This is a genomic window from Sphingopyxis sp. Geo25, assembly GCF_949769135.1.
Classification (GTDB): Bacteria; Pseudomonadota; Alphaproteobacteria; order Sphingomonadales; family Sphingomonadaceae; genus Sphingopyxis.
The window spans coordinates 803,136-822,722 of sequence record NZ_CATKOZ010000001.1 but is presented as its reverse complement, the minus strand read 5'-3'; the positions used below and the strand labels follow the sequence as shown (position 1 = coordinate 822,722).

Here is a 19,587-nt window from a genome sequence, read left to right as displayed (position 1 = left end):
CCGCGCCCGGTCATTGACCGGGATCAACACAGACGAATCAACAGCAGCGCTTTTTAACACCCGCCGCCCTACTCCGCCGGTCGGCGACTGCGTGGCACGCCTTGGCACAGTCGCGGCGGTTATCGGGGTCGGCGGGATCGCTGGGGACGATCATCCGTCGCGCCGCGCCGCCGCACGACGGCACAGTCAGGATATGCGCCTCGACCGCAATTGGCGGCTGCATGAGCGCGGCCGCGCCCATCGCGACAAAGATGTTGCGGATGTTCATACCGACTCTTCTTCCTCCTCGACGAAGATACGCAGAGCAGCGCCGTCGAGATCGTCGAATTGCCCCTTGCGGAGCGACCAGAAGAAGGCGGCGAGACCGAGCAGCCCCAGGCCGAGCGCGATCGGGATCAGGAAGACCAGCCCGTTCACCGGATCGCCCCCTTCAGTCGCAGCGCGTTGCCCACGACAATCAGTGACGACCCCGACATCGCGATAGCGGCGACGAGCGGCGTGACGAGCCCCATGAAGGCAAGCGGCACCGCCACAGCATTATAGCCGATGGCGAGGAGGAAATTCTGTCGCACCACCGCCTGTGTTCGCCGCGCCATTCGCACCGCCTGCACCACCGGCATCACCCGGTCGCCGAGGAAGATGCAGTCGGCCGCGTTCTTGCCGACGTCGCTCGCCGATCCCGGCGCCATCGACGCATGACCTGCGGCAAGCGCGGGGCCGTCGTTGAGGCCGTCGCCGATCATCAGCACCTTGCGGCCGAGCGCGGCCTGGCGTTCGATCGCGTCCAGCTTGTCCTGCGGGCTCATCCCCGTCTGCGCGGTCAGGCCGAGCTGGCGTGCCACCGGCGCAACGGCCTCGGCCCGGTCCCCCGAGAGGATCATCGCTTCGACGCCTTCGCGCGCCAGCGCGTCGATCGCCTCGCGGGCGTCGGACCGCAGCCGGTCGGCGAAGCGGATCGTCGCGACCGCCTTGCCATCGACCGACAGCTCGGTCGCGAGCGCGTCGCCCAGCTCGCCGCACTGCGGCCGCCCAAGTTTCACGGTGCTGCCTGCCCATTGCGCCTCGATCCCGAAGCCCGGCGTCTCCGTTATCGACGTCACCTCGGCGGGACGCACGTCAAAACGCCGCAGCCCGCGGGTCAACGCCTCGCTCAGCGGGTGTCGGCTCGCCTGCGCCAGCGCGAGAATCAGCGACTTCACGCCGATGTCGAACCGATCGAGACCGATGGCCTCAGGGCGCCCGAGCGTCAGCGTGCCGGTCTTGTCGACGAACGCAAGATCGACTTCGGCCAGCCGTTCGAGCGCCGAGCCGTCCTTGACGAGTACGCCCGCGCGCATCAGCGCGCCCGCCGCGACGATCTGCGCCGCGGGCACCGCAAGGCCGAGCGCACAGGGACAGGTGATGATGAGCACGGCGGCGGCGATCAGCAGGCTGTCGTGCCAGCCCGCTCCCGCGACCATCCAGCCAGCAAATGCCATCAGCGCAAGGCAATGGACCGCCGGCGCATAAAGCCGTGCCGCGCGGTCGGCGATGCGGACATAGCGCGATTTGCCCTGCGCCGCTTCGCCCATCAACCGCGCTATGTCGGCGATGGCGGTGTCGGCGCCCGCCGCCGTCACGCGCACGCGGATCGGAGCGTCGAGGTTCAACGTGCCGGCATGAACCCTCTCGTCGGGGTGGACCGATTGCGGCGCGCTCTCGCCCGTGAGTAGAGAGAGATCGAGCTGGCTGGCTCCGCCGACCACGACACCGTCGGCCGCCAGCCGCTCGCCTGCCGCGACGAGCATGACCATGTCGGGCTCGAGCGCGGTCGTGTCGACCCAGCGGCTGCGGCCGTCTTTGCCGAGCACGGTCGCGCCGCTTCCCATGTTCCGCAGCAGCGCCGTCACGCCGCCGCGCGCGCGGTCGCGCATCACGCTGTCGAGCCAGCGGCCGCAAAGCAGGAAGAAGAGCAGCATGACCGCGCCGTCGAAATAGGCGTGCTGGCCGCGGGTCGCGGTCTCGTACAGGCTGATCGCGCAGACGAGCGCGACGCCGATGCTGATCGGCACGTCCATATTGGTCCGGCCGTGGCGGAGCGCTCGCCACGCCGAGCGGAAGAAGGACCGCCCGGCATAGGCGACGGTCGGCAGTGCGATCGCCGCCGACAGCCAGTGGAACAGGTCGCGCGTCGCCCCCGCCGCCCCCGACCAGACCGACACCGACAGCAGCATGATGTTCATCATCGCAAAGCCAGACACCGCAACGGCGCGCAGCAGTTCGCGGCTCGTTTCGGCTTCGGCGTCGGCTTCGTCTGGACCGGTCCCGATTGGATGCGCCTCGAAGCCCAGATGGGAAAAGGCGCCGATCAGGGCGGGCATGTCCGTGTCGGGCATATAGGACAGATGCACGCGCTTTTCGGTAAAGTTGACGCGCGCCGCGGCGATGCGCTTGTCGCGCACCAGCCCCTGCTCCAGCTTGGCGATGCATCCGGCACAGCGGATGTCGGGCACGGCAAAGTCGCGTTCGACGAGAGCGGCGGCGCTCATTGCAGATCCTCGCGATAGCGGGCCTCATCGGCGCCGCGTCGGACAATGAGGTCGAGCCGCCAGCGCCCCATCGCCAGCGGCTCGACCGAGCGCAACCCCCCGCCCGCCGCCGGCTCGAAACGAAGCGCGACGGACGCGGTGCGCCCAACGGGGTGATTGACGGTCGCGGAGGCCCGAACCCCCTCCAGCGACCGGCCCTCCTTGCGGATCGTCAGCAGAACATGCCGGCCCGCGTCGAGCGTCACCCCCGTATCCCATCCCAGCCGGGCCTGCGCGTCGGCGCGTTCAAGCCACCGGTTGTAATTCTGGCTCGCGACATAGCTGTTCTCGACCACCGTGCCGCCAAAAGTCGACATGGCGAACCGCGCCATGGTGACATTGACCGCGATCACGACCGCAAAGAAAGCGACGAGGATCGCCGCCATATGTCGGCCGGTGAAACGCCGGGGTGTCGATGTGTCGGTCATTGTCCTGCCTCCGGCCGGTCGAACTGGATGGTGTCGCTGTCGCCGCGCCGATCGCCGTCGAGCCCGCGCGTTGCGATCGTGAAATCCTGCCGCGCCGGACCGGCGCCGGGCGCGGCGATGAAGAGCTTGATGCTCGTGACGCTGTCGGCGGGCAGCGCCAACTCGATCCGCTGCGCCGCATTTTCGCGCGTGCCGGCATTCGTCCACAGCACCGCGCCGGGAAGCCCGCTGACGGTGACCGCGACCCGGCGTGGCCGCGTTTCCATATTGCGCAGCTTCAACGTGTAATTGTTGCGGATCTGGCCGTCGGAGAGCTGAACGTAGAGCGGGCTGCGATCGTGCTGGACCGCAAGGTCGAGACGCGTGCGCTGGCCGAGCGAGAAGAGCATCGCCGCGCCGATCGCGCTCCAGACGCCGAAATAGAGCAAGGTGCGCGGGCGCAGCAGCGTCTTGCGGATCGGCCGCCCCGCGCCGCCCGCCTTTTCGCTCGCCGCATCGTCGAGCGTGCAATAGTCGATGAGGCCGCGCGGCCGCCCGACCTGCGCCATCACCCCGTCGCAGGCATCGATGCAGAGCGCGCAGGTGATGCAGCCGATCTGCGGCCCTTCGCGGATGTCGATCCCGGTCGGACACACCGCGACGCACTGGTTGCAATCGATGCAATCGCCGAAGGCGCCGGGATGCGCCTGTGCTTTCTTGACGCTGCCGCGCGGCTCGCCGCGCCAGTCCTTGTAGGTCACCAGCAGCGATTTTTCGTCCATCATCGCGGTCTGGATGCGCGGCCAGGGGCACATATAGATGCACACCTGCTCGCGCATGAAACCGCCGAGGATGAAGGTCGTGGCGGTGAGGACAGCGACGGTGCCATAGGCGATCGGCGCCGCCTGCCCGGTCCAGAAATCCACCGTCAGCGTCGGCGCGTCGGCGAAATACATGATCCAGGCGCCGCCGGTCCAGAAAGCGATCGTTAGATAGATCAGATATTTGACCGTCCGCTTTGACAGCTTTTCGAAGGTCCACGGACCGTTCGCCAATCGCACCTGCGCGTTGCGATCACCGTCGACCAGCCGGTCGACATGCTGGAACAGGTCGGTCCACACCGTTTGCGGACAGGTATAGCCGCACCAGGCACGCCCCACGGCGCTGGTGACGAGGAACAGGCCGATCCCTGCCATGATGAGCAGGCCCGCGACATAATAGAATTCATGCGGCCAGATTTCGATCTGGAACATGTAAAAACGCCGGTTCGCCAGATCGACGAGCACCGCCTGGTCGGGCGCATAGGGCCCGCGATCCCAGCGGATCCACGGCGTCGCATAATAGATCGCGAGGGTCACCGCCATGATCGCCCATTTGAAGCGGCGAAAGGGGCCGTTCACCGCCTTCGGGTAAATGCCCTTCCGCGCCGCGTAGAGCGGCGCCGACTGGCCGGAGAGATCCTCAGGGCTGGCCATCGGCTCCCGTCCCTTCGGCGACGGGCGTCAGCCCCTTTTCGCCGCCGCCCAGCGAATAGACATAGGCCGACAGCATCTTGATCGTCACGGGATCGAGCCGGCCGCCCCAGCGCGGCATCACGCCGTTGCGCGGCTGGTTGACCGTCGCGGTCAGGCTGTCGCGGTCGCCGCCATAAAGCCAGATCGCGTCGGTCAGTTTCGGCGCGCCGAACTGGCGTCCGCCCTGGCCGCCCGCGCCGTGGCAGACCGCGCAATTGTCCGCAAACAGCGCCGCGCCGCGCGCCGACGCGGCGCTCGCCTTTTCCTGCCGGCTGATCACCCGCACAAAGCTGACGACGTCGCCGATCTGTGCCGCGTCGAGAATGCCGTCGCGGCCGAAGGCGGGCATCAGGCTGGTGCGCGTGTCCTTGTGATCGGGGTTCCGGATGCCGTGCGTCACCGTATATTCGATGCTCGCGAGGTCGCCGCCCCACAGCCAGTCGTCATCGGTCAGGCTTGGGTAAAGGTTTTTCACCCCCGCGCCGCCCGCGCCATGGCACTGGACGCAATGGACGCGAAACGCCGCGCCGCCGCCCTGCACCGCCGCCTGCATCAATTGAGGCTGCGCCGGCAGGTCGGCGAGCGCGGTCGCGGCGATGGCATTGACGGTCGGCGCGCGGCGTTTTGCATCGGCCGCCATTTCCTTCGCAAGGTCCCCTCGGCTCGACCAGCCGAGCACGCCCTCGGTCGCGCGATTCACCATCGGCCACGCCGGATAGAGGACGACATAGGCCAGCCCCCAGACGATCGTCGCGTAAAAGGTCCAGAGCCACCAGCGCGGCAACGGCGTGTTGAGCTCCTCGATCCCGTCCCATTCGTGACCGACCGTGGTCGTCCCGGTGGCTTCGTCGATACGCTTGTGCTCAGCCATGCTCGTCGTCCTTGAAGATCATGTTCGCGGCCTCTTCGCTGCGCGCGCGGGCGTTTGGCCGGAACGGCCAGGCGATGAGGGTGAGGAACAGCAGCGCCATGGCGAGCAGCCCCCAGCTGTCGGCAAAATGGCGGAGGTCGTTATAAGTCATTGCGCCACTTCCGTTTCGGACGGCCGCTCCTGCGGTGCGGCCTTTTCGACGTCGACGAGCGTGCCGAGCATCTGGAGATAGGCGATCAGCGCGTCCATTTCGGTGAGCCGGTCGGGGTCGCCGTCGAAGTCGCGGACCTGCGCTTTCGGATAGCGTTTTTGCAGGTCCAGTTCGGCGGCCGGATCGACCTGCGCCGCAAGATCATCGTTCGCCTTCGCAATGTCAGCCTTCGTATAGGGAACCCCGACGCGATAGAGCGCAGTCAGGTGGTTCGCCATGTCGCCCGTATCGAGGTCGCGATCGGCAAGGAAGGCGTACGGCGGCATGATCGATTCGGGCACCACGCTGCGCGGATCGATCAGATGCGCCTTGTGCCATTCGTCGGAGTAGCGGCCGCCGACGCGCGCAAGGTCGGGTCCGGTGCGCTTCGACCCCCATTGAAAGGGGTGGTCGTACATGCTCTCTGCAGCGAGGCTGTAGTGACCGTAACGCTCAACCTCGTCGCGGAACGGACGGATCATCTGGCTGTGGCAGGTATAGCAGCCCTCGCGCATGTAGATATTGCGCCCGGCGAGCTCGAGCGGGGTATAGGGCCGCATCCCCTCCACCTTCTCGACCGTATTGTCGATCCAGAAGAGCGGCGCGATCTCGACGATGCCGCCGATCGCGACGGTGAGCAGCGCTAGCGCGCCGAGCAGCGTCACATTTCGTTCGACTTTCTTGTGACTGAAGCCCTTTTCGGCGGGTTTGGTGGCCATGGTCCGGACTCCTTATTCGGCGGGAACGGGCACGAGCGGACGGTCCGCCGCGGCGTTGTAGGGGGTTTCGGTCATCGGCTTTTCAGCGCGGACCTTCCCGCCGAGCGTTGCCCAGACGTTTGCGATCATGATCAGGAAGCCCGCGAGATACATCGCCCCGCCCGTCGCGCGGATCAGGTACATCGGATGCATCGCGGCGACGCTCTCGGCAAAGCTGTAGACGAGGTAGCCGTCCGCCCCATATTCGCGCCACATCAGCCCCTGCATGATCCCCGCGACCCACATCGACGCGGCGTAGAAAACGATGCCGACGGTCGCGAGCCAGAAGTGCCAGTTGACCATGCGCAGGCTGTACAGCCGCGGACGTCCCCACAGGCGCGGCACCAGATAATAGACGCAGGCAAAGGTGATCATGCCGTTCCAGCCGAGCGCGCCGCTATGCACATGGCCGATCGTCCAGTCGGTGTAGTGCGACATCGAGTTGACCCATTTGATCGACATCATCGGGCCCTCGAAGGTGCTCATCCCGTAGAAGGCGAGCGCCATCACCATCATGCGGATAATGGGGTCGGTGCGGATCTTGTCCCACGCACCGTTGAGCGTCATCAGGCCGTTGATCATGCCGCCCCAGCTCGGCATCCACAGGATGACCGAAAAGACCATGCCCAACGTCTGCGCCCAGTCGGGCAGCGCGGTGTAATGAAGGTGGTGCGGCCCCGCCCAGATGTAGAGGAAGATCAGCGACCAGAAGTGGATGATCGACAGGCGGTAGGAATAGACGGGCCGTTCGGCCTGCTTCGGCACGAAATAATACATCATCGCGAGGAAGCCCGCGGTCAGGAAGAAACCGACCGCATTATGCCCGTACCACCACTGCGTCAGCGCATCCTGGACGCCGGCGAAAGCGGCGTAGCTCTTCGACCCGAAGATGCTGGCGGGCATCGACAGATTGTTGACGAGGTGCAGCATCGCGATGGTGATGATGAAGCTCAGGTAAAACCAGTTCGCGACATAGATGTGCGGTTCGCGGCGCTTGACGATCGTACCGGCGAACACGACCAGATAGGCGACCCAGACGATGGTCAGCCAGAGGTCGACATACCATTCGGGCTCGGCATATTCCTTTGCCTCGGTCACGCCCATCAGATAGCCGGTCGCGGCGAGTACGATGAACAGCTGATAGCCCCAGAATACGAAGCGCGCGAGCGTCGGAAAGGCGAGCCGGGCGCGGCAGGTACGCTGCACGACATAGAAGCTCGTCGCGATCAGCGCATTGCCCCCGAACGCGAAGATCACCGCCGACGTGTGCAGCGGGCGCAGACGTCCGAAGGTCGTATATTCGAACCCCAGGTTAAGTGCGGGAAAGGCGAGTTGCAGCGCGATATAAAGCCCCGCCGCCATCCCCGCGATGCCCCAGAACAAGGTCGCGATGACGCCCCAGCGGATCGGGTCATCGTCATAGACGCCTTGATCGGCGGGCATTTTCAGTATCCCGCGCGCGATGCCGTCGAAATCGGCACGCGATACCGTCGCCCACAATGCGATCAGACAGGCGAGCGCGACGATCACCATATGCACGGCGAAGGGCGCATCGACCGCAACCGCCGCCGCCACCAGCGCCAACAGGGCAAGCGCCAGCCAGCCGCCCGCTTTCGTTACCAGACCGTCCATATCGCAAGTCCCCATCGAGCGCGGTCGAAAGCCGCGCGGTTCGGAACCGCTCTGGGCGTGGTGGCGCCCGAAAACATTGATCGGGATCAAAGAAAAGGTTGCGCCACATCAATGTGAACCGACCGCGACGGGCGCAGAGACCGCCCGTCAACGGAGGAACCTACCCATGAAAAAAGACTATCTCTCCCTGCTCGCGCTGGCGACCATGGCCGCCGTTCCCGGTCAGGCGGCTGCGAAGGCGGGCGACGTGCAGTTCAAGATCTTCGCCACCTACGTCGCGCCCGACGGCAAGATCACCGACGTCAAGACCGACCGGATCGGCCTGCCCGCCGGGACCCAGGCCAAGGCCGACGACAATGTGACGCCGACGGTCGCGATCGAATATTTCGTGTCCGACGCCGTCTCGGTCGAGACGATCGCCGGCGTGACGCAACATGACGTCGACGGCCGCGGCGCGCTCGATGGCGCAACGCTCGTCTCCAACGCCAAGATCGTCCCGGCAACGCTTACCCTCAAATATCATTTCGGCAAGGATGGCGGCATCCGGCCCTATATCGGCGCGGGGCCGAGCTATTTCATCTTCATCGACGAAAAGCCCGGCGCCACGACCCGCTCGCTCGGCGCGACGCGCCAGAAGATGGGGGACAAGGTGGGCGCGGCGTTGCAGGCAGGGATCGACATTCCGGTAAACGACCACGGGCTCGCGCTGTCCTTCGACGCCAAGCGCTATTTCCTGCGCCCGACCGCAACCTGGTATGCGGGCACGACCGAGGTGATCAAGACGCGGCACAGGCTTGACCCCTGGGTGATCAGCGCCGGCGTCGCGTTCCGCTTCTAGTTCCCCCGAACTGGCGCCGGCGGCCGGTCAGCCTGCCGTCATTTCCATCGCCGCGCGGTCGTTGATCACGATTTCGCGGCGAGATGGCAGGTCGAGCAGGCCGTCGGCGCGCATTTTGGTGAGCTGGCGGCCGAAGGGCAGTTCGACCCCGGCCTGCGTGTCGGCATGACACCCCTGCCCCGATAATCGTTCCGACATCTCAAGCAGGAAGGACGCCACCTTCTCCGACGCGGACTTGCGTCCAAGCAGCATCATCCAATGCCGTGCGCGGTCGCGTTCATCGAGCATGCGGCGGAGCAATTGTAGCCAACTCGAATAGCAAGCCCTTCGCTGCACAACATGGGAGGATATTGCCCGGGAACGCCGATGGCCTCCAAATCTTTCGTCCGGAAAATTCGCTCCGTTTCGCCAGATCGATTGCGCGCTCTCGAAATGATAATCGGCGTTGCAGTTCCGGGTGCTTCGAGGTCTCCAGAGCAAATTTCGGTGGGTTACCCCAGCGTTCCCTTGCGCGGCCCCATATAGCCGAACAGATAGGCGGCGACTTTCCGCATCTGGATTTCCTCCGCGCCTTCGGTGATGCGGTAGCGGCGGTGGTGGCGATAGATATGTTCGAACGGCTTGTGCCGCGAATAACCGATGCCGCCGTGGACCTGCATCGCGCGGTCGGCGGCTTCGCAGACGAGGCGGTTCGCCCAGTAATTGCACATGCTGACCTTGTCGGAGAGCGTTCGCTCGATCTCCTTGTGCGGCGTGCGGTCCATCTCCCACGCGGTCTTGCGGATCAGCAGGCGCAGCATTTCGGCCTGCGTCGCGAGTTCGACGAGCGGGAACTGGATCGCCTGGTTGCGCGCGAGCGGCTCGCCGAACGGCTTGCGTGACCGGGCATAACGCACACTTTCCTCGATGCAGTAGACCGCCGCGCCCAAGGATGACGCCGCCTGCCGGATGCGGTTCTGGTGGACGAAGCTCTGCGCGATCGACAGCCCGCCGCCGACCGGGCCCAGCCGCGCGCTGTCGGGCACCCAGACGCCGCTGAAGGTCATCCGCGGATGATCGGTCGGCATGTTGAAGGTCCACATATATTCGTCGACCGTCATCCCTTCGGTGCCCGTCGGCACGAGCAGGCATGTGATGCCTTTTGCATCGCCATCCTGTCCGTCGGTGCGGCAAAAGGTCGCGCAGTGGGTCGCGACATGCATGCCGGTGATCCACATCTTGCGGCCGTTGATCAGCCAGCCGTCGACGCCATCGCGGGTTTCGCGCACCGCGCGTGTCTCCATATGCGTGGCGTCCGATCCATGGTCGGGTTCGGTCAGGCCGAAGGCGGTGCGCCGCTTGCCCTCGAAGCCGCCGAGGATGAATTCCTGCTTCTGTTCCTCGCTCGTCGCGAACTGTTCGAACATCTCGACGAAGGGGAAGTTGCCGACGATGCTATGCTCGTTCTGCAGGTCGTTGTGGAGGCCGAGGCCCTTCGCGGCGAAATGCTCGCGGATCACTGCCATCCACAGATTGCTGCCGTCCTTTCCGCCATATTTCTTCGGCGCCGAAAAACGCCAGTGGCCCGCGGCATCGGCCAGCCGCGTCGCCTGGCGCAAAAGCTGCTCCCACTCGTGCCGTGGCAGGCCCTGATTGTCCCAGTCGGTGCGGCTATGCTCGCGCCGGTGGTCGAAGAAGCGGATATTGTCGTCGGCATTCTCGAGCGGCCTGATCTCGGCTTCGATAAAGGCATCGAGTTCGTCCAGATAGGCCTGCAAATCGGCCGGAACCGCAAAATCCATCGTTTCTCTCCCGCTCATCCTATCCGTTCCACGCGGCGCGCGCCGCCGCCAGCGCGGCATATTTTGGGCTGTCGACGGTGCATTTGTCGAGCGCCGCGCGGCGCAGGCGCGCGAGCAGGCCCGGTTCCGCCAGTGTCCGCTCGCCCGACATCAGCGCGTCGGACAGCGCCTTGTCCTCGGCGCGCACGCCGGCATCGAGATCGCGCATCACGATGCCGAGCGCGTTCATTGCGACCACCGCTTCGAATTTGTCATGGCCTTCGGACCGCGGCTTGACCGCACCCTCGATCCAGTCGCGCACCGCCTGCACCATCTCGCGGTTCGTCGGCTCGCCGAACGGCACGGACATGGCCGGGGGCGACGGCGGCAGCACCCGCGCCCTCTCCGCTTCGGGTGCCTCCGCCCCGATGAGTTCGACGAGGTCGAGTTCCTGCTCCGCCGTTCGCCGCCCGATGACGACGCGCTCGACCGTCGGGTCGGCTCCGTTCCGCCATGCCTGCCCCATCTGCAGGCAGCCGAGCGCCCACCAGAGCGTGCGATAGACGAGCCAGAAGCGGAACCGCGCCGAATCGACCGGGCGGCCGCCCGCCGCCCGATAGGCCGCGAAATAATCTTCGAGACTGCCGACGCCGAAGGCGGGCCGATCGATCCGGCCAAAGCGCCACACCGCCATGCAGCCGAAGGCGAGATCCTCATGCGCGTCGCCCAGATGCGCGAGCTCCCAGTCGAGCACCGCGGCGAGGCCGCCCCCGTCCTTCGCGAGATCGACCATCACATTGCCCATGCGATAGTCGCCATGGACGAGCACGGGATCGGCAGGCGCGGGCAGATGATCCTCGCACCAGCGGATCGCGAGCGCGATCGCCGGACGATCGCCGCCATAGGACAGGAACCGCGCCTTGAGCTCCGCGAGCGCCTCGGCGGTGTCCATCAGCGGGATTGCGGCGGGAATCGCCGCGCGCGGGATCGCGTGGATGCGCGCGAGCTCGCGGCCGAGGTCGGCGAGCAGGGACGGCGGCGGGTCCGCCAATATCTTCGCCGGGCTCACCTCGGCGACGATGCGGCGCATCACATAGCCGGTGCCCATGCCGTCGGCATCGGACAGCACGCCGACAACTTCGGGCGCCTTCACCCCCGCCGCGTGCGCCGCGATCACCAGCGCGGCCTCGTCGGCATGGCCATAGGGCCGACCCGCCATATAGTCCGCCGACGGTGCGCGGCGCAGGACATAGCCCGCCGATCCCGCCGCGCCCGACCAGTCAAACGACCAGCTTTCCATATTCGCACCGCCCGACAAACGGGCCAGGCCCGACAGTGCGCCCCGGCCGACGATACGGGTCATGAATGTGCCGAGCTTCTCGTGCAGATCAGCCATCGCCCCCACCGTCGCATCCCCCCATCGATCTTTACTTGGCATCACGATCATACAAACCCCGCCGGCCGACCGATGCAAGGGCCGGAGGTATCATTCCGCAGATCCGGACGTTTTTCGTACACCGGCACCCTGCGAGAGGCATCCCTTCAGCCGCAGCAGACCGCGCGGACATCGCCATCCAACACCCCTTGCGTTCGTCCGCCAATTAAGCCACAACTTTACGTGAACGTAAAGGTAAAGACCAGCGAACAGCCGAGAGGATTTCTTCCCCATGACCGACGTCCCCAGCTTCGACAGCATCAAGCTCGAAATCGCCGACACTGTCGCGACGATCACGCTCAACCGCCCCGATCGGCTGAATTCGATGCCGCCCGCGATGGCCGACGATATTCGCGCCGCGCTCGATCATCTGCCGAGCCTCGGTGCGCGCGCGTTGCTGATCACGGGCGAAGGACGCGGCTTCTGTTCGGGCGCCGATCTGGCGGATGACCGGTCGGGTGGCGGCGCGGTCGGCGGGGGAGCGCGGAGCCGCAACGCGCTGCGTGGCCATTACAACCCGATGCTGCTCGCGCTCGCGAATCTCGACATCCCGGTCGTCGTCGCGGTCAATGGCCCCGCCGCCGGTGTCGGCTGCAGCTTTGCGCTGTCGGGCGATTTCACGATCGCGGGCAAAAGCGCCTATTTCCTGCAGGCCTTCGTCAACATCGGTCTGGTTCCCGACGGCGGCTCGTCGTGGCTTCTCCCACGCCTGGTCGGCGTGCCGCGCGCGCTGCAGATGATGATGCTGGGCGAGAAGATTGCGGGCGATCAGGCGGCCGACTGGGGCATGATTTACAAATGCGTCGAGGATGCCGATCTGCTGGCGGAAGCCAAGGCGCTGGCAACACGCCTTGCCAACGGCCCGACGATCGCCCTTGGCACGATGCGCAAGATACTGCGCGACGGGCTGACGCAGGATTTCGCGACGACGCTCGACGCCGAAGCCAGGGGCCAGTTCATTGCGGGGGGCACCGCCGATGCCGCCGAGGGCATCCTGGCGTTCCAGCAGAAACGCAAGACCGAGTTCAAGGGCAAGTAAACCGGGGCGCATCGGCGCAAATGCCTGTGGTCCCCGGCTTTCGCCGGGGTGCACAGATTTTACTCCGCCGCTTCGTCGACCATCACTTTCTTGTAGATGCTCGTCCGCGGATAAGAGCAGAGGCGCTTTACCATCGGCTCGAAGAACTCGAGCGGCAGCGTATCGTAATCGGGGTCGAACGCCGGCGCGTCATATTTCTCGCAGAATTCGGCGCAGGCGGCCGCATAGGGATTGTCGGCGAACTGGTCGCGCATGTCGCGATCGAGGCCGATATAGTGGAAGAAATAATGGCCCTGGAAGATGCCGTGATGCTGGACGATCCAGAGATTTTCTTCCGACAGGAAAGGCTTCAGGATCGCCGCAGCGACATCGGGATGGTTGAACGCACCCAGCGTGTCGCCGATGTCGTGGAGCAGCGCCATGACGACATATTCCTCGTCGCGGCCGTCGCGGTGCGCTCTGGTCGCGGTCTGCAGGCAATGTTCGAGACGGTCGACCGGAAAGCCGCCGTAATCGCCGCCGAGCAGCTTCAGATGCTCGAGGATACGGGTGCCGTTGTTCGGCGCGAATTCCTTCTGCTCGCGCGCGATGATGTCCCAGTCTTCCTGCGTTCCGTCGATCATCGAGCGGAACGTCGCATGCTCGTGCGTCATGTCGGTCATGGCAGCCTCTCCTGATTTGGCGGAGAGCCTATCCTATTCGTTGTTATTTGCAACGTTATAGGTCTTGACCTCGGCCTGGGTCAGGCAGCGGCGCGTCGACTTGTCCTCGGCGTTCGCGATCGCCTTCTGCCGGTACATCACCTCGGTCAGCAGCTTGCGCGACACCCCCATGCGGATCAGGAAATCATTGTCCTCGCTCGCCAGCAGCGCGGCATCCTGTTCGATGTCGCCGATCAGCTCCTTGGTTGCATCGGTCCCCATCGCGACGCTCATGTCGATCGACTGGCGGTCGCCGGTACGCGTGAACATATGGACGATGAACAGCCCGCCGGGATCGATCACGCGCGGCTGTCCGCCCATGAAGATGAAGTTGCACGCACTGAAACACGCCCATCCCGTCGGAATCCGCGTCATCAACCCGAAGTTCGAGCGGATGATGCGCCCCGCCGCGTTGCCCGCGCGCGCATCGCCGCCGGGCGAGCTCAGCCAGACTTCGCCGACATCGGGATTGGCCTCGAGCGCCTTTTTGAGCCGGTCGGGGGCGCCGGCATCGATCCGCCCCTCGGCGAGCAGCACCTTCGTGCCGCCCTTGGTCGCCGGCGTGAAGGTCATCGTCGGATTCGCCGACCAGCCGGGCGCGGCCGGACAGGTCGGGTTCGCAGGGTCCATCTTGACCTTCGCTGCGCCGGTCAGGCTAGCGAGGCAGGCGGCCGCCAGCGCGACGCGCGCGATCCTAGGCCGCAAGGACATAGCGCGACTGTCCCGGACCGCGGCACATCTTCTTGGAAACCCGCGTTTCCTCGCCCTCGACGATCACCACGTCGGTAACGTTCATGCAACTGGTGCCGTCGGCGAGCTGGTTCTTCGACGCGACGGTCGACGATCCGCTGACATTCTCGCGCGTCGTGCTGGTCCAGTTTGCGGTTTCTCCGACGTCGCCGCCGCGCGTCACCTGCTCGGTCGCGGCCGCCGCCTGCACCTGCTCCTTCGGGTCGAGCTTGCAGGCGATGGCGTTGGTCAGCGTGCCGCTGACCTCGGCGATCGGAACATAGCTGTAGACGCCGGCCTTGCTCGCCGCGCTGCCGATCGCGCTGTCGAGTACGCCGCCGATGATCGCACGGCCCGCACCGCTTCCCTTCTTGCCCTTCGGACAGCCACCATTGTCGCTGTCGCTCGACGTCGGCGCCGGGCTCGGCGTCGTCACCTTGCGCAAGATGCTGCCGAACTGCGCCTGCGCCGGAGCCACGGCGAGTATGCAGGCCGCCATCATGGCCGGGGCACCCCATAATCTGTGCTTCATCGAACCGTCCCTCACCGCACCCTTATCGGGCAACTCGCGACCCCTGTCGCATCAATTCATGCCATCTGCTGTGATTTTCATCAACAACCGGCGAAATGTCATGCAGACAGGTTGAATTAAGGCTGAATATGTCACAGTAACGCCCCATGCTTTCGCAAAAGACCCGTTATACGATCCGCGCGTTCCAGCATCTTGCCGATCATTGGGGCAAGGGGCAGGTCCAGCTTGCGGATATTGCGGAAGCGCAGAATATCCCGCCCAAATTCCTGACCGTGATCCTGTCGGAAATGGCGCGCGAAGGGCTGCTCATCTCGCAGCGCGGGCGCGACGGCGGCTACCAACTCGCGCTGCCGCCGATCGACATCAGCTATGGCGACCTCGTCCGCCTGACGCGCGGCTCGCTCGCGCTCGTCCCCTGTGCCGCGCGCAACGCGCACGAGCATTGCAAGAACTGCCTGCCGGAAGCCGAATGCCGGCTGCGCAGCCTGATGCTGAAGGTTCGCGACGACACCGCCTCGATCCTCGACCGCATTACCCTCGCCGACCCGATCGAGCTCGAACCTGTGTTCGAGAAGGACGAAGCGGCGGAATAGCCGCCCTAGTCAACGCAACAAAAAAGGCCCGCTTTCGCGGGCCTTTTGTAATGGTGGAGCCTAGCGGGATCGAACCGCTGACCTCTACAATGCCATTGTAGCGCTCTCCCAGCTGAGCTAAGGCCCCGTGCCATTTTCAGGATCGCCCTGGCCAATATTCCTGGCTAGTGCGACCGGGACGCCGCCTTTACCAGCGCGCGTCCGTTATGCAAGGGGCCAAATGCGTTCGAGGACGCTTTTTTGATCCCCTGCGTATCGAACTCCAGAAGATCAGCCTTCTTCGTCCTCGTCGTCGCCGGTCGCGACGCCCAGATCGTCGTCGCCGCCCAGATCGACGTCGTTATCGGGCGAATCGGTGTCCTCATCGACATCGACGTCCAGATCCAGATCGTCATCCGCCGCCGGTTCGGCCGCGACCTTGCCCGGCTTTTCGACTTCCTCGAACGGCATCGGCTGCTTCGATTTCAGGACCGATTCCGGCAGCCATGCATAACCGCAGTTGATGCAGGTGACCGGATCGTCCTTGGTCAGATCATAGAATCGGGTGGCACATTTCGGGCAGCTGCGCTTCGCGCCCCATTCAGCCTTTACCATAACAGCCTCGTAAACCTCTGAAGAAAGGATAGGAATTTCGGAAGAGAGACAGCGCCGACAGGGCCATCCGCCAAATTGGCGTGCGCCTTGCCAGATTGTTTGCCCGCTGTCAAAAGCCGCACGCCATGACAGACCAGACCCCCCGCCCGCGCCGCTTTTCCGCCTCCGCTCCGCTCAAAGGTAGGATCGCGATTCCCGGTGACAAGAGCATCTCGCACCGTTCGCTGATGCTGTCGGCGCTCGCGGTCGGAACAAGTCGCGTCACCGGGCTCCTCGAAGGTCATGATGTTCTGGCAACCGCCGCCGCGATGCGCGCGATGGGCGCGGGCATCGAGCGGCGGGGCGATGGCGAATGGGTCATCGACGGCGTCGGGGTCGGCGCGCTGCTCCAGCCGCGCGAAGCGCTCGACATGGGGAACAGCGGCACCTCGACGCGGCTATTGATGGGGCTCGTCGCGAGCCATCCGATCACCGCCACTTTCGTGGGCGACGCCAGCCTGTCGGGCCGCCCGATGGGGCGCGTCATCGACCCGCTGTCGCAGATGGGCGCCGACATTTCCGCGTCACCCGGTGGCCGTCTGCCGCTGATGGTGCGCGGCCTCGCCCCCGCGATCCCCCTCGCCTATCGCCTGCCGATGGCATCGGCGCAGGTGAAGAGCGCGGTCCTGCTCGCCGGCCTCAACACCCCCGGCATCACCGAGGTGATCGAGCCCGTTCCGACGCGCGATCATAGCGAACGGATGCTGAGGGGCTTCGGCGCCGACCTCAGCGTCGAAACCGAACCCGACGGCACCCGCCACATCCGCATCCGCGGCGAGGCCGAGCTCAAGCCGCAGACGATCGTGGTGCCCGGCGATCCGTCGTCGGCCGCCTTCTTCATCGTCGCCGCGCTGCTCGTCCCCGGATCGGACGTCACCATCGCGAATGTTGGGCTCAACCCGACGCGCGCGGGCCTCGTCGAGGTGCTGCAGGCGATGGGCGGTGATATCGCCCTGCTCGACGCGCGCGAAGTCGGCGGAGAGCCCGTTGCCGACCTTCGCGTCCGCCACAGTGCCTTGAAAGGTATCGAGATCGACCCGGCCGTCGTGCCGAGCATGGTCGACGAATTCCCGATCCTCTTTATCGCCGCTGCGCTTGCCGAGGGTCGCACCGTCACGACCGGCCTCGACGAACTGCGCGTCAAGGAAAGCGACCGCCTTGCCGTCATGGCGGCGGGTCTGCAGGCCATCGGCGCGCGGGTTGAAGAAAGCGAGGACGGCTTGATCATCGACGGCACCGGCGGCGACCCTCTGCCTGGCGGGGCCACCATCGCGGGCCATCTCGACCACCGCATCTGCATGAGCTTTGCGGTCGCGGGGCTCGTCAGCAAGGCGCCGGTCGAAATCGACGACATGGCGCCCGTCGCGACCAGCTTCCCGAATTTCGAGGCTTTGCTCGAAGGGCTGCAGGCGTGATCATCGCCGTCGACGGCCCCACCGCGTCGGGCAAGGGCACGATCGCGCGCGCGCTGGCCGCCCATTTCGGCCTGCCCGTACTCGACACCGGGCTGCTCTATCGCGCGGTCGGCTATCAGACGCAGCTCGGCCACGGCGATCCCGACAACGCCGCCGACGCACTCGCCGCCTGCGACTTCCCCGACACGCTGCTCGACGATCCCGCACTCCGCTACGAAAGCACAGGCGGCCTCGCGAGCCGCGTGTCGATCCACCCGGCGGTACGCAAGGCGCTGTTCCAGCGGCAGGTCGATTTCGCGAACCAGCCCGGCGGCGCGGTGCTCGACGGGCGCGATATCGGCACGGTCATCGCGCCGCACGCCGACGCCAAGCTGTTCGTCACCGCCTCGCCCGAAGAACGCGCGCGCCGACGCCATGCCGAAATGCGCGCGCGCGGGGTCGATGTGACCTATGACGCGGTCCTCGCCGATGTCCACGCCCGCGACGCGCGCGACACCGGCCGCGCCGACGCACCGCTGCTCCGCGCCGACGACGCGCTGCTGCTCGACAACAGCGATATGGATATCAACGAAGCGATCGCGGCGGCGATCGCCTTCGTCGAGGAAAGGATCAGGCGACCCAGCTGATCTCGGGCAGCGTTTGACGCTCGGGGGCAGGCCCGGCGTGATAGACGCAAGTCTCGCCCATGCCCTTCAGCATCTCGTTGTGCGGCGGCCCGAAAGCGGCGCGATCCTTGGCGCGCAGCCAGGTGCTTTCCGAAATCGCGATACCGTTGACCGGCGCCGTGCCTTCCAGCCGCGCCGCCATGTTCACGGTCTCGCCCCAATAATCATAGGCCATCCGCGTCGCGCCGATGACGCCGCCGACGACCGGCCCGCTGTGGATGCCGACGCGCAGGCCGACGTCGGTGCCCGCCACTGCTTGCAACTCGGCGACGCCCGCCAGCACATCGCGCGCGAAGGCGATGGCGGAATCGGCGCTGTTCCCGCTCGTCACATTGCCACCCGCGATCGCGAGATACGCATCGCCGATCGTCTTGACCTTCTCGACCCCATGCTTTGCCGCGCAGGCGTCGGCATGGTTGAAGAAGGCATTGAGCACCTCGACCAGATGCCCCGGCGACACGCGCTTCGCGAGTTTGGTGAAGCCGACCATGTCGATGAAGATCACGCTTGCGTCGGCATAGGCGTCGGCGACCATCCGCCCATCGCGGATGCGCTCGACCGCGGCGGGCGGCAGCATGTTATAGACGAGTTCCTCATTCTTCCGGCGCTCGGCCTCGAGCGCCTCGGCGAGCGCGAAGGCGCCGCGGCTCGACCGGTCGATGGCGACGTTGATCGCCAGCATGATGACGGCCCCGCTCGAATAGCTGAGCAGCGCGTACCACATCCCCGCGTCATGGCTCTGCACCGGCAGCACGGTTGCGAGAAAGACGAACAGGTCGAGCCCGAGCCACAACAGGAAGAGTCGCGGGCGGCCCGCCAGCACGACGGCGGCAAAGGCGCTGACCCCGAGCCGGTTCATCACCCCGACCGCGTGCATCTCCTCCTGCATGTCGATCAGTTCGTCGAACAGGATCAGGTTGATATGGCCGAGCAGGAAGACGATGCCGAGCAGGGCCGCAAAATCCAACCCCGGCCGCGCGACATAGCCCGACCAGAAGGTCGATGCGATATAGGCGCCCGCGAGCGCGATCATCGCCCCGAACAGCACCGCTAGCTTCGCCGTATCGACCGGATTGACCAGCAGCGGATTGACGATCGTGTAGGCCAGCGCCACCAGCATGAACAACACGCCATAGATGCGCACGAACGGCAGGCGCAGCGTGCGCGCCGTTTCCTGGAATCGCGCCTCGACCGCCGGATCGGCGAACTGGCCGTGCGACATCACCTGCATGGAGACCCCTCTCGATTGCGTGGGATAATCTATAAGCAAGGTCTTACGATGGAGTTTACCTTCGGCGCGCGCGCCTC

At 65.7% G+C, this 19,587-nt stretch carries 22 protein-coding genes and 1 tRNA gene; 5 read left to right on the top strand and 18 right to left on the bottom strand.

Annotated features, from left to right (window positions below; genetic code table 11):
* Positions 1-37 precede the first annotated feature (37 nt).
* The 9 genes from QOL68_RS04180 to ccoN are packed head-to-tail and all read right to left on the bottom strand — an operon-like array spanning position 38 to position 7,939.
* Positions 38-268, bottom strand: coding sequence for a hypothetical protein (locus QOL68_RS04180; protein ID WP_282947208.1), 231 nt, complete (start codon positions 266-268; stop codon positions 38-40).
* On the bottom strand, positions 265-417 hold the full coding sequence (ccoS, locus tag QOL68_RS04175) for a cbb3-type cytochrome oxidase assembly protein CcoS (RefSeq protein WP_058454079.1): 153 nt from the start codon (positions 415-417) through the stop codon (positions 265-267). Before ccoS ends, QOL68_RS04180 begins: the two co-directional genes overlap by 4 nt.
* The gene (locus QOL68_RS04170) at positions 414-2,528 is read right to left on the bottom strand and encodes a heavy metal translocating P-type ATPase (RefSeq protein ID WP_282947205.1); all 2,115 of its coding nucleotides are present in this window, start codon (positions 2,526-2,528) and stop codon (positions 414-416) included. Before QOL68_RS04170 ends, ccoS begins: the two co-directional genes overlap by 4 nt.
* Entirely contained in the window at positions 2,525-2,995 is a 471-nt protein-coding gene (locus tag QOL68_RS04165) for a FixH family protein (RefSeq protein WP_282947203.1), read from the bottom strand. Before QOL68_RS04165 ends, QOL68_RS04170 begins: the two co-directional genes overlap by 4 nt.
* Complete coding sequence (gene ccoG, locus QOL68_RS04160; RefSeq protein WP_282947201.1) at positions 2,992-4,449, bottom strand: cytochrome c oxidase accessory protein CcoG; 1,458 nt, start codon at positions 4,447-4,449, stop codon at positions 2,992-2,994. The genes QOL68_RS04165 and ccoG overlap by 4 nt, the downstream gene beginning before the upstream one ends.
* A complete protein-coding gene (ccoP, locus tag QOL68_RS04155; protein ID WP_204993926.1) occupies positions 4,436-5,359 on the bottom strand; it encodes a cytochrome-c oxidase, cbb3-type subunit III in 924 nt (307 codons plus the stop codon). The genes ccoG and ccoP overlap by 14 nt, the downstream gene beginning before the upstream one ends.
* The gene (locus tag QOL68_RS04150) at positions 5,352-5,510 is read right to left on the bottom strand and encodes a cbb3-type cytochrome c oxidase subunit 3 (RefSeq protein ID WP_058454084.1); all 159 of its coding nucleotides are present in this window, start codon (positions 5,508-5,510) and stop codon (positions 5,352-5,354) included. The genes ccoP and QOL68_RS04150 overlap by 8 nt, the downstream gene beginning before the upstream one ends.
* Positions 5,507-6,268, bottom strand: a complete 762-nt coding sequence (ccoO, locus tag QOL68_RS04145; RefSeq protein ID WP_282947198.1) for a cytochrome-c oxidase, cbb3-type subunit II — start codon at positions 6,266-6,268, stop codon at positions 5,507-5,509. The genes QOL68_RS04150 and ccoO overlap by 4 nt, the downstream gene beginning before the upstream one ends.
* A 12-nt stretch (positions 6,269-6,280) precedes the next feature.
* Positions 6,281-7,939, bottom strand: a complete 1,659-nt coding sequence (ccoN, locus tag QOL68_RS04140; RefSeq protein ID WP_282947196.1) for a cytochrome-c oxidase, cbb3-type subunit I — start codon at positions 7,937-7,939, stop codon at positions 6,281-6,283.
* 166 nt (positions 7,940-8,105) lie between these two features.
* On the opposite strand from ccoN, the gene QOL68_RS04135 reads away from it, so the two are divergent.
* Positions 8,106-8,777, top strand: a complete 672-nt coding sequence (locus tag QOL68_RS04135; protein WP_058454086.1) for an OmpW/AlkL family protein — start codon at positions 8,106-8,108, stop codon at positions 8,775-8,777.
* Positions 8,778-8,804: 27 nt separating this feature from the next.
* Here QOL68_RS04135 and QOL68_RS04130 read toward each other — a convergent pair whose 3' ends face one another.
* From QOL68_RS04130 to QOL68_RS04120, 3 genes are all read right to left on the bottom strand, one after another.
* Entirely contained in the window at positions 8,805-9,065 is a 261-nt protein-coding gene (locus QOL68_RS04130; RefSeq protein WP_282947192.1) for a hypothetical protein, read from the bottom strand.
* Between the two features lie 203 nt (positions 9,066-9,268).
* Positions 9,269-10,558, bottom strand: coding sequence for an acyl-CoA dehydrogenase family protein (locus QOL68_RS04125; protein ID WP_204993930.1), 1,290 nt, complete (start codon positions 10,556-10,558; stop codon positions 9,269-9,271).
* 19 nt (positions 10,559-10,577) lie between these two features.
* Complete coding sequence (locus QOL68_RS04120) at positions 10,578-11,933, bottom strand: phosphotransferase (RefSeq protein WP_282947190.1); 1,356 nt, start codon at positions 11,931-11,933, stop codon at positions 10,578-10,580.
* A gap of 271 nt (positions 11,934-12,204) precedes the next feature.
* On the opposite strand from QOL68_RS04120, the gene QOL68_RS04115 reads away from it, so the two are divergent.
* Positions 12,205-13,011, top strand: a complete 807-nt coding sequence (locus tag QOL68_RS04115) for an enoyl-CoA hydratase-related protein (RefSeq protein WP_282947188.1) — start codon at positions 12,205-12,207, stop codon at positions 13,009-13,011.
* 59 nt (positions 13,012-13,070) lie between these two features.
* Here QOL68_RS04115 and QOL68_RS04110 read toward each other — a convergent pair whose 3' ends face one another.
* Genes QOL68_RS04110 through QOL68_RS04100 form a run of 3 tightly spaced genes read right to left on the bottom strand, consistent with a single transcriptional unit; the run spans position 13,071 to position 14,973 of the window.
* Positions 13,071-13,673, bottom strand: a complete 603-nt coding sequence (locus tag QOL68_RS04110) for an HD domain-containing protein (RefSeq protein ID WP_282947186.1) — start codon at positions 13,671-13,673, stop codon at positions 13,071-13,073.
* A gap of 33 nt (positions 13,674-13,706) precedes the next feature.
* A complete protein-coding gene (locus QOL68_RS04105; RefSeq protein WP_282947184.1) occupies positions 13,707-14,423 on the bottom strand; it encodes a COG3904 family protein in 717 nt (238 codons plus the stop codon).
* A complete protein-coding gene (locus QOL68_RS04100; protein WP_058454092.1) occupies positions 14,407-14,973 on the bottom strand; it encodes a hypothetical protein in 567 nt (188 codons plus the stop codon). The genes QOL68_RS04105 and QOL68_RS04100 overlap by 17 nt, the downstream gene beginning before the upstream one ends.
* Positions 14,974-15,119: 146 nt before the next feature.
* Between QOL68_RS04100 and QOL68_RS04095 the strand changes: the two genes are divergently transcribed.
* Positions 15,120-15,566 (top strand): RrF2 family transcriptional regulator, encoded by a 447-nt coding sequence (locus QOL68_RS04095; RefSeq protein ID WP_058454093.1) that lies wholly within the window; start codon positions 15,120-15,122, stop codon positions 15,564-15,566.
* A 51-nt stretch (positions 15,567-15,617) separates the two neighbouring features.
* Here QOL68_RS04095 and QOL68_RS04090 read toward each other — a convergent pair.
* Positions 15,618-15,693 (bottom strand) — tRNA-Ala (locus QOL68_RS04090).
* 143 nt (positions 15,694-15,836) lie between these two features.
* Positions 15,837-16,160: an FYDLN acid domain-containing protein gene (locus tag QOL68_RS04085; RefSeq protein WP_282947180.1), complete on the bottom strand. Its 324-nt coding sequence runs from the start codon at positions 16,158-16,160 to the stop codon at positions 15,837-15,839.
* A 125-nt stretch (positions 16,161-16,285) separates the two neighbouring features.
* Here QOL68_RS04085 and aroA point away from each other — a divergent pair, with 125 nt between their 5' ends.
* Positions 16,286-17,614 (top strand): 3-phosphoshikimate 1-carboxyvinyltransferase, encoded by a 1,329-nt coding sequence (gene aroA / locus QOL68_RS04080; RefSeq protein WP_282947178.1) that lies wholly within the window; start codon positions 16,286-16,288, stop codon positions 17,612-17,614.
* The gene (locus QOL68_RS04075; RefSeq protein WP_282947176.1) at positions 17,611-18,240 is read left to right on the top strand and encodes a (d)CMP kinase; all 630 of its coding nucleotides are present in this window, start codon (positions 17,611-17,613) and stop codon (positions 18,238-18,240) included. Before aroA ends, QOL68_RS04075 begins: the two co-directional genes overlap by 4 nt.
* Here the strand turns inward: QOL68_RS04075 and QOL68_RS04070 are convergent.
* On the bottom strand, positions 18,224-19,510 hold the full coding sequence (locus QOL68_RS04070) for an adenylate/guanylate cyclase domain-containing protein (RefSeq protein ID WP_282947174.1): 1,287 nt from the start codon (positions 19,508-19,510) through the stop codon (positions 18,224-18,226). The two genes, QOL68_RS04075 and QOL68_RS04070, sit on opposite strands and share 17 nt — an antisense overlap.
* Between the last annotated feature and the right edge of the window lie 77 nt (positions 19,511-19,587).

Coding starts and splice junctions, on each gene's coding strand:
- QOL68_RS04180 (WP_282947208.1), bottom strand. CDS start 268: ATGAACATCCGCAACATCTTTGTCGCGATGGGCGCGGCCGCGCTCATG.
- QOL68_RS04170 (WP_282947205.1), bottom strand. CDS start 2,528: ATGAGCGCCGCCGCTCTCGTCGAACGCGACTTTGCCGTGCCCGACATC.
- QOL68_RS04165 (WP_282947203.1), bottom strand. CDS start 2,995: ATGACCGACACATCGACACCCCGGCGTTTCACCGGCCGACATATGGCG.
- ccoG (WP_282947201.1), bottom strand. CDS start 4,449: ATGGCCAGCCCTGAGGATCTCTCCGGCCAGTCGGCGCCGCTCTACGCG.
- ccoP (WP_204993926.1), bottom strand. CDS start 5,359: ATGGCTGAGCACAAGCGTATCGACGAAGCCACCGGGACGACCACGGTC.
- QOL68_RS04150 (WP_058454084.1), bottom strand. CDS start 5,510: ATGACTTATAACGACCTCCGCCATTTTGCCGACAGCTGGGGGCTGCTC.
- ccoO (WP_282947198.1), bottom strand. CDS start 6,268: ATGGCCACCAAACCCGCCGAAAAGGGCTTCAGTCACAAGAAAGTCGAA.
- ccoN (WP_282947196.1), bottom strand. CDS start 7,939: ATGGACGGTCTGGTAACGAAAGCGGGCGGCTGGCTGGCGCTTGCCCTG.
- QOL68_RS04135 (WP_058454086.1), top strand. CDS start 8,106: ATGAAAAAAGACTATCTCTCCCTGCTCGCGCTGGCGACCATGGCCGCC.
- QOL68_RS04130 (WP_282947192.1), bottom strand. CDS start 9,065: ATGCTCGATGAACGCGACCGCGCACGGCATTGGATGATGCTGCTTGGA.
- QOL68_RS04125 (WP_204993930.1), bottom strand. CDS start 10,558: ATGGATTTTGCGGTTCCGGCCGATTTGCAGGCCTATCTGGACGAACTC.
- QOL68_RS04120 (WP_282947190.1), bottom strand. CDS start 11,933: ATGGCTGATCTGCACGAGAAGCTCGGCACATTCATGACCCGTATCGTC.
- QOL68_RS04115 (WP_282947188.1), top strand. CDS start 12,205: ATGACCGACGTCCCCAGCTTCGACAGCATCAAGCTCGAAATCGCCGAC.
- QOL68_RS04110 (WP_282947186.1), bottom strand. CDS start 13,673: ATGACCGACATGACGCACGAGCATGCGACGTTCCGCTCGATGATCGAC.
- QOL68_RS04105 (WP_282947184.1), bottom strand. CDS start 14,423: ATGTCCTTGCGGCCTAGGATCGCGCGCGTCGCGCTGGCGGCCGCCTGC.
- QOL68_RS04100 (WP_058454092.1), bottom strand. CDS start 14,973: ATGAAGCACAGATTATGGGGTGCCCCGGCCATGATGGCGGCCTGCATA.
- QOL68_RS04095 (WP_058454093.1), top strand. CDS start 15,120: ATGCTTTCGCAAAAGACCCGTTATACGATCCGCGCGTTCCAGCATCTT.
- QOL68_RS04085 (WP_282947180.1), bottom strand. CDS start 16,160: ATGGTAAAGGCTGAATGGGGCGCGAAGCGCAGCTGCCCGAAATGTGCC.
- aroA (WP_282947178.1), top strand. CDS start 16,286: ATGACAGACCAGACCCCCCGCCCGCGCCGCTTTTCCGCCTCCGCTCCG.
- QOL68_RS04070 (WP_282947174.1), bottom strand. CDS start 19,510: ATGCAGGTGATGTCGCACGGCCAGTTCGCCGATCCGGCGGTCGAGGCG.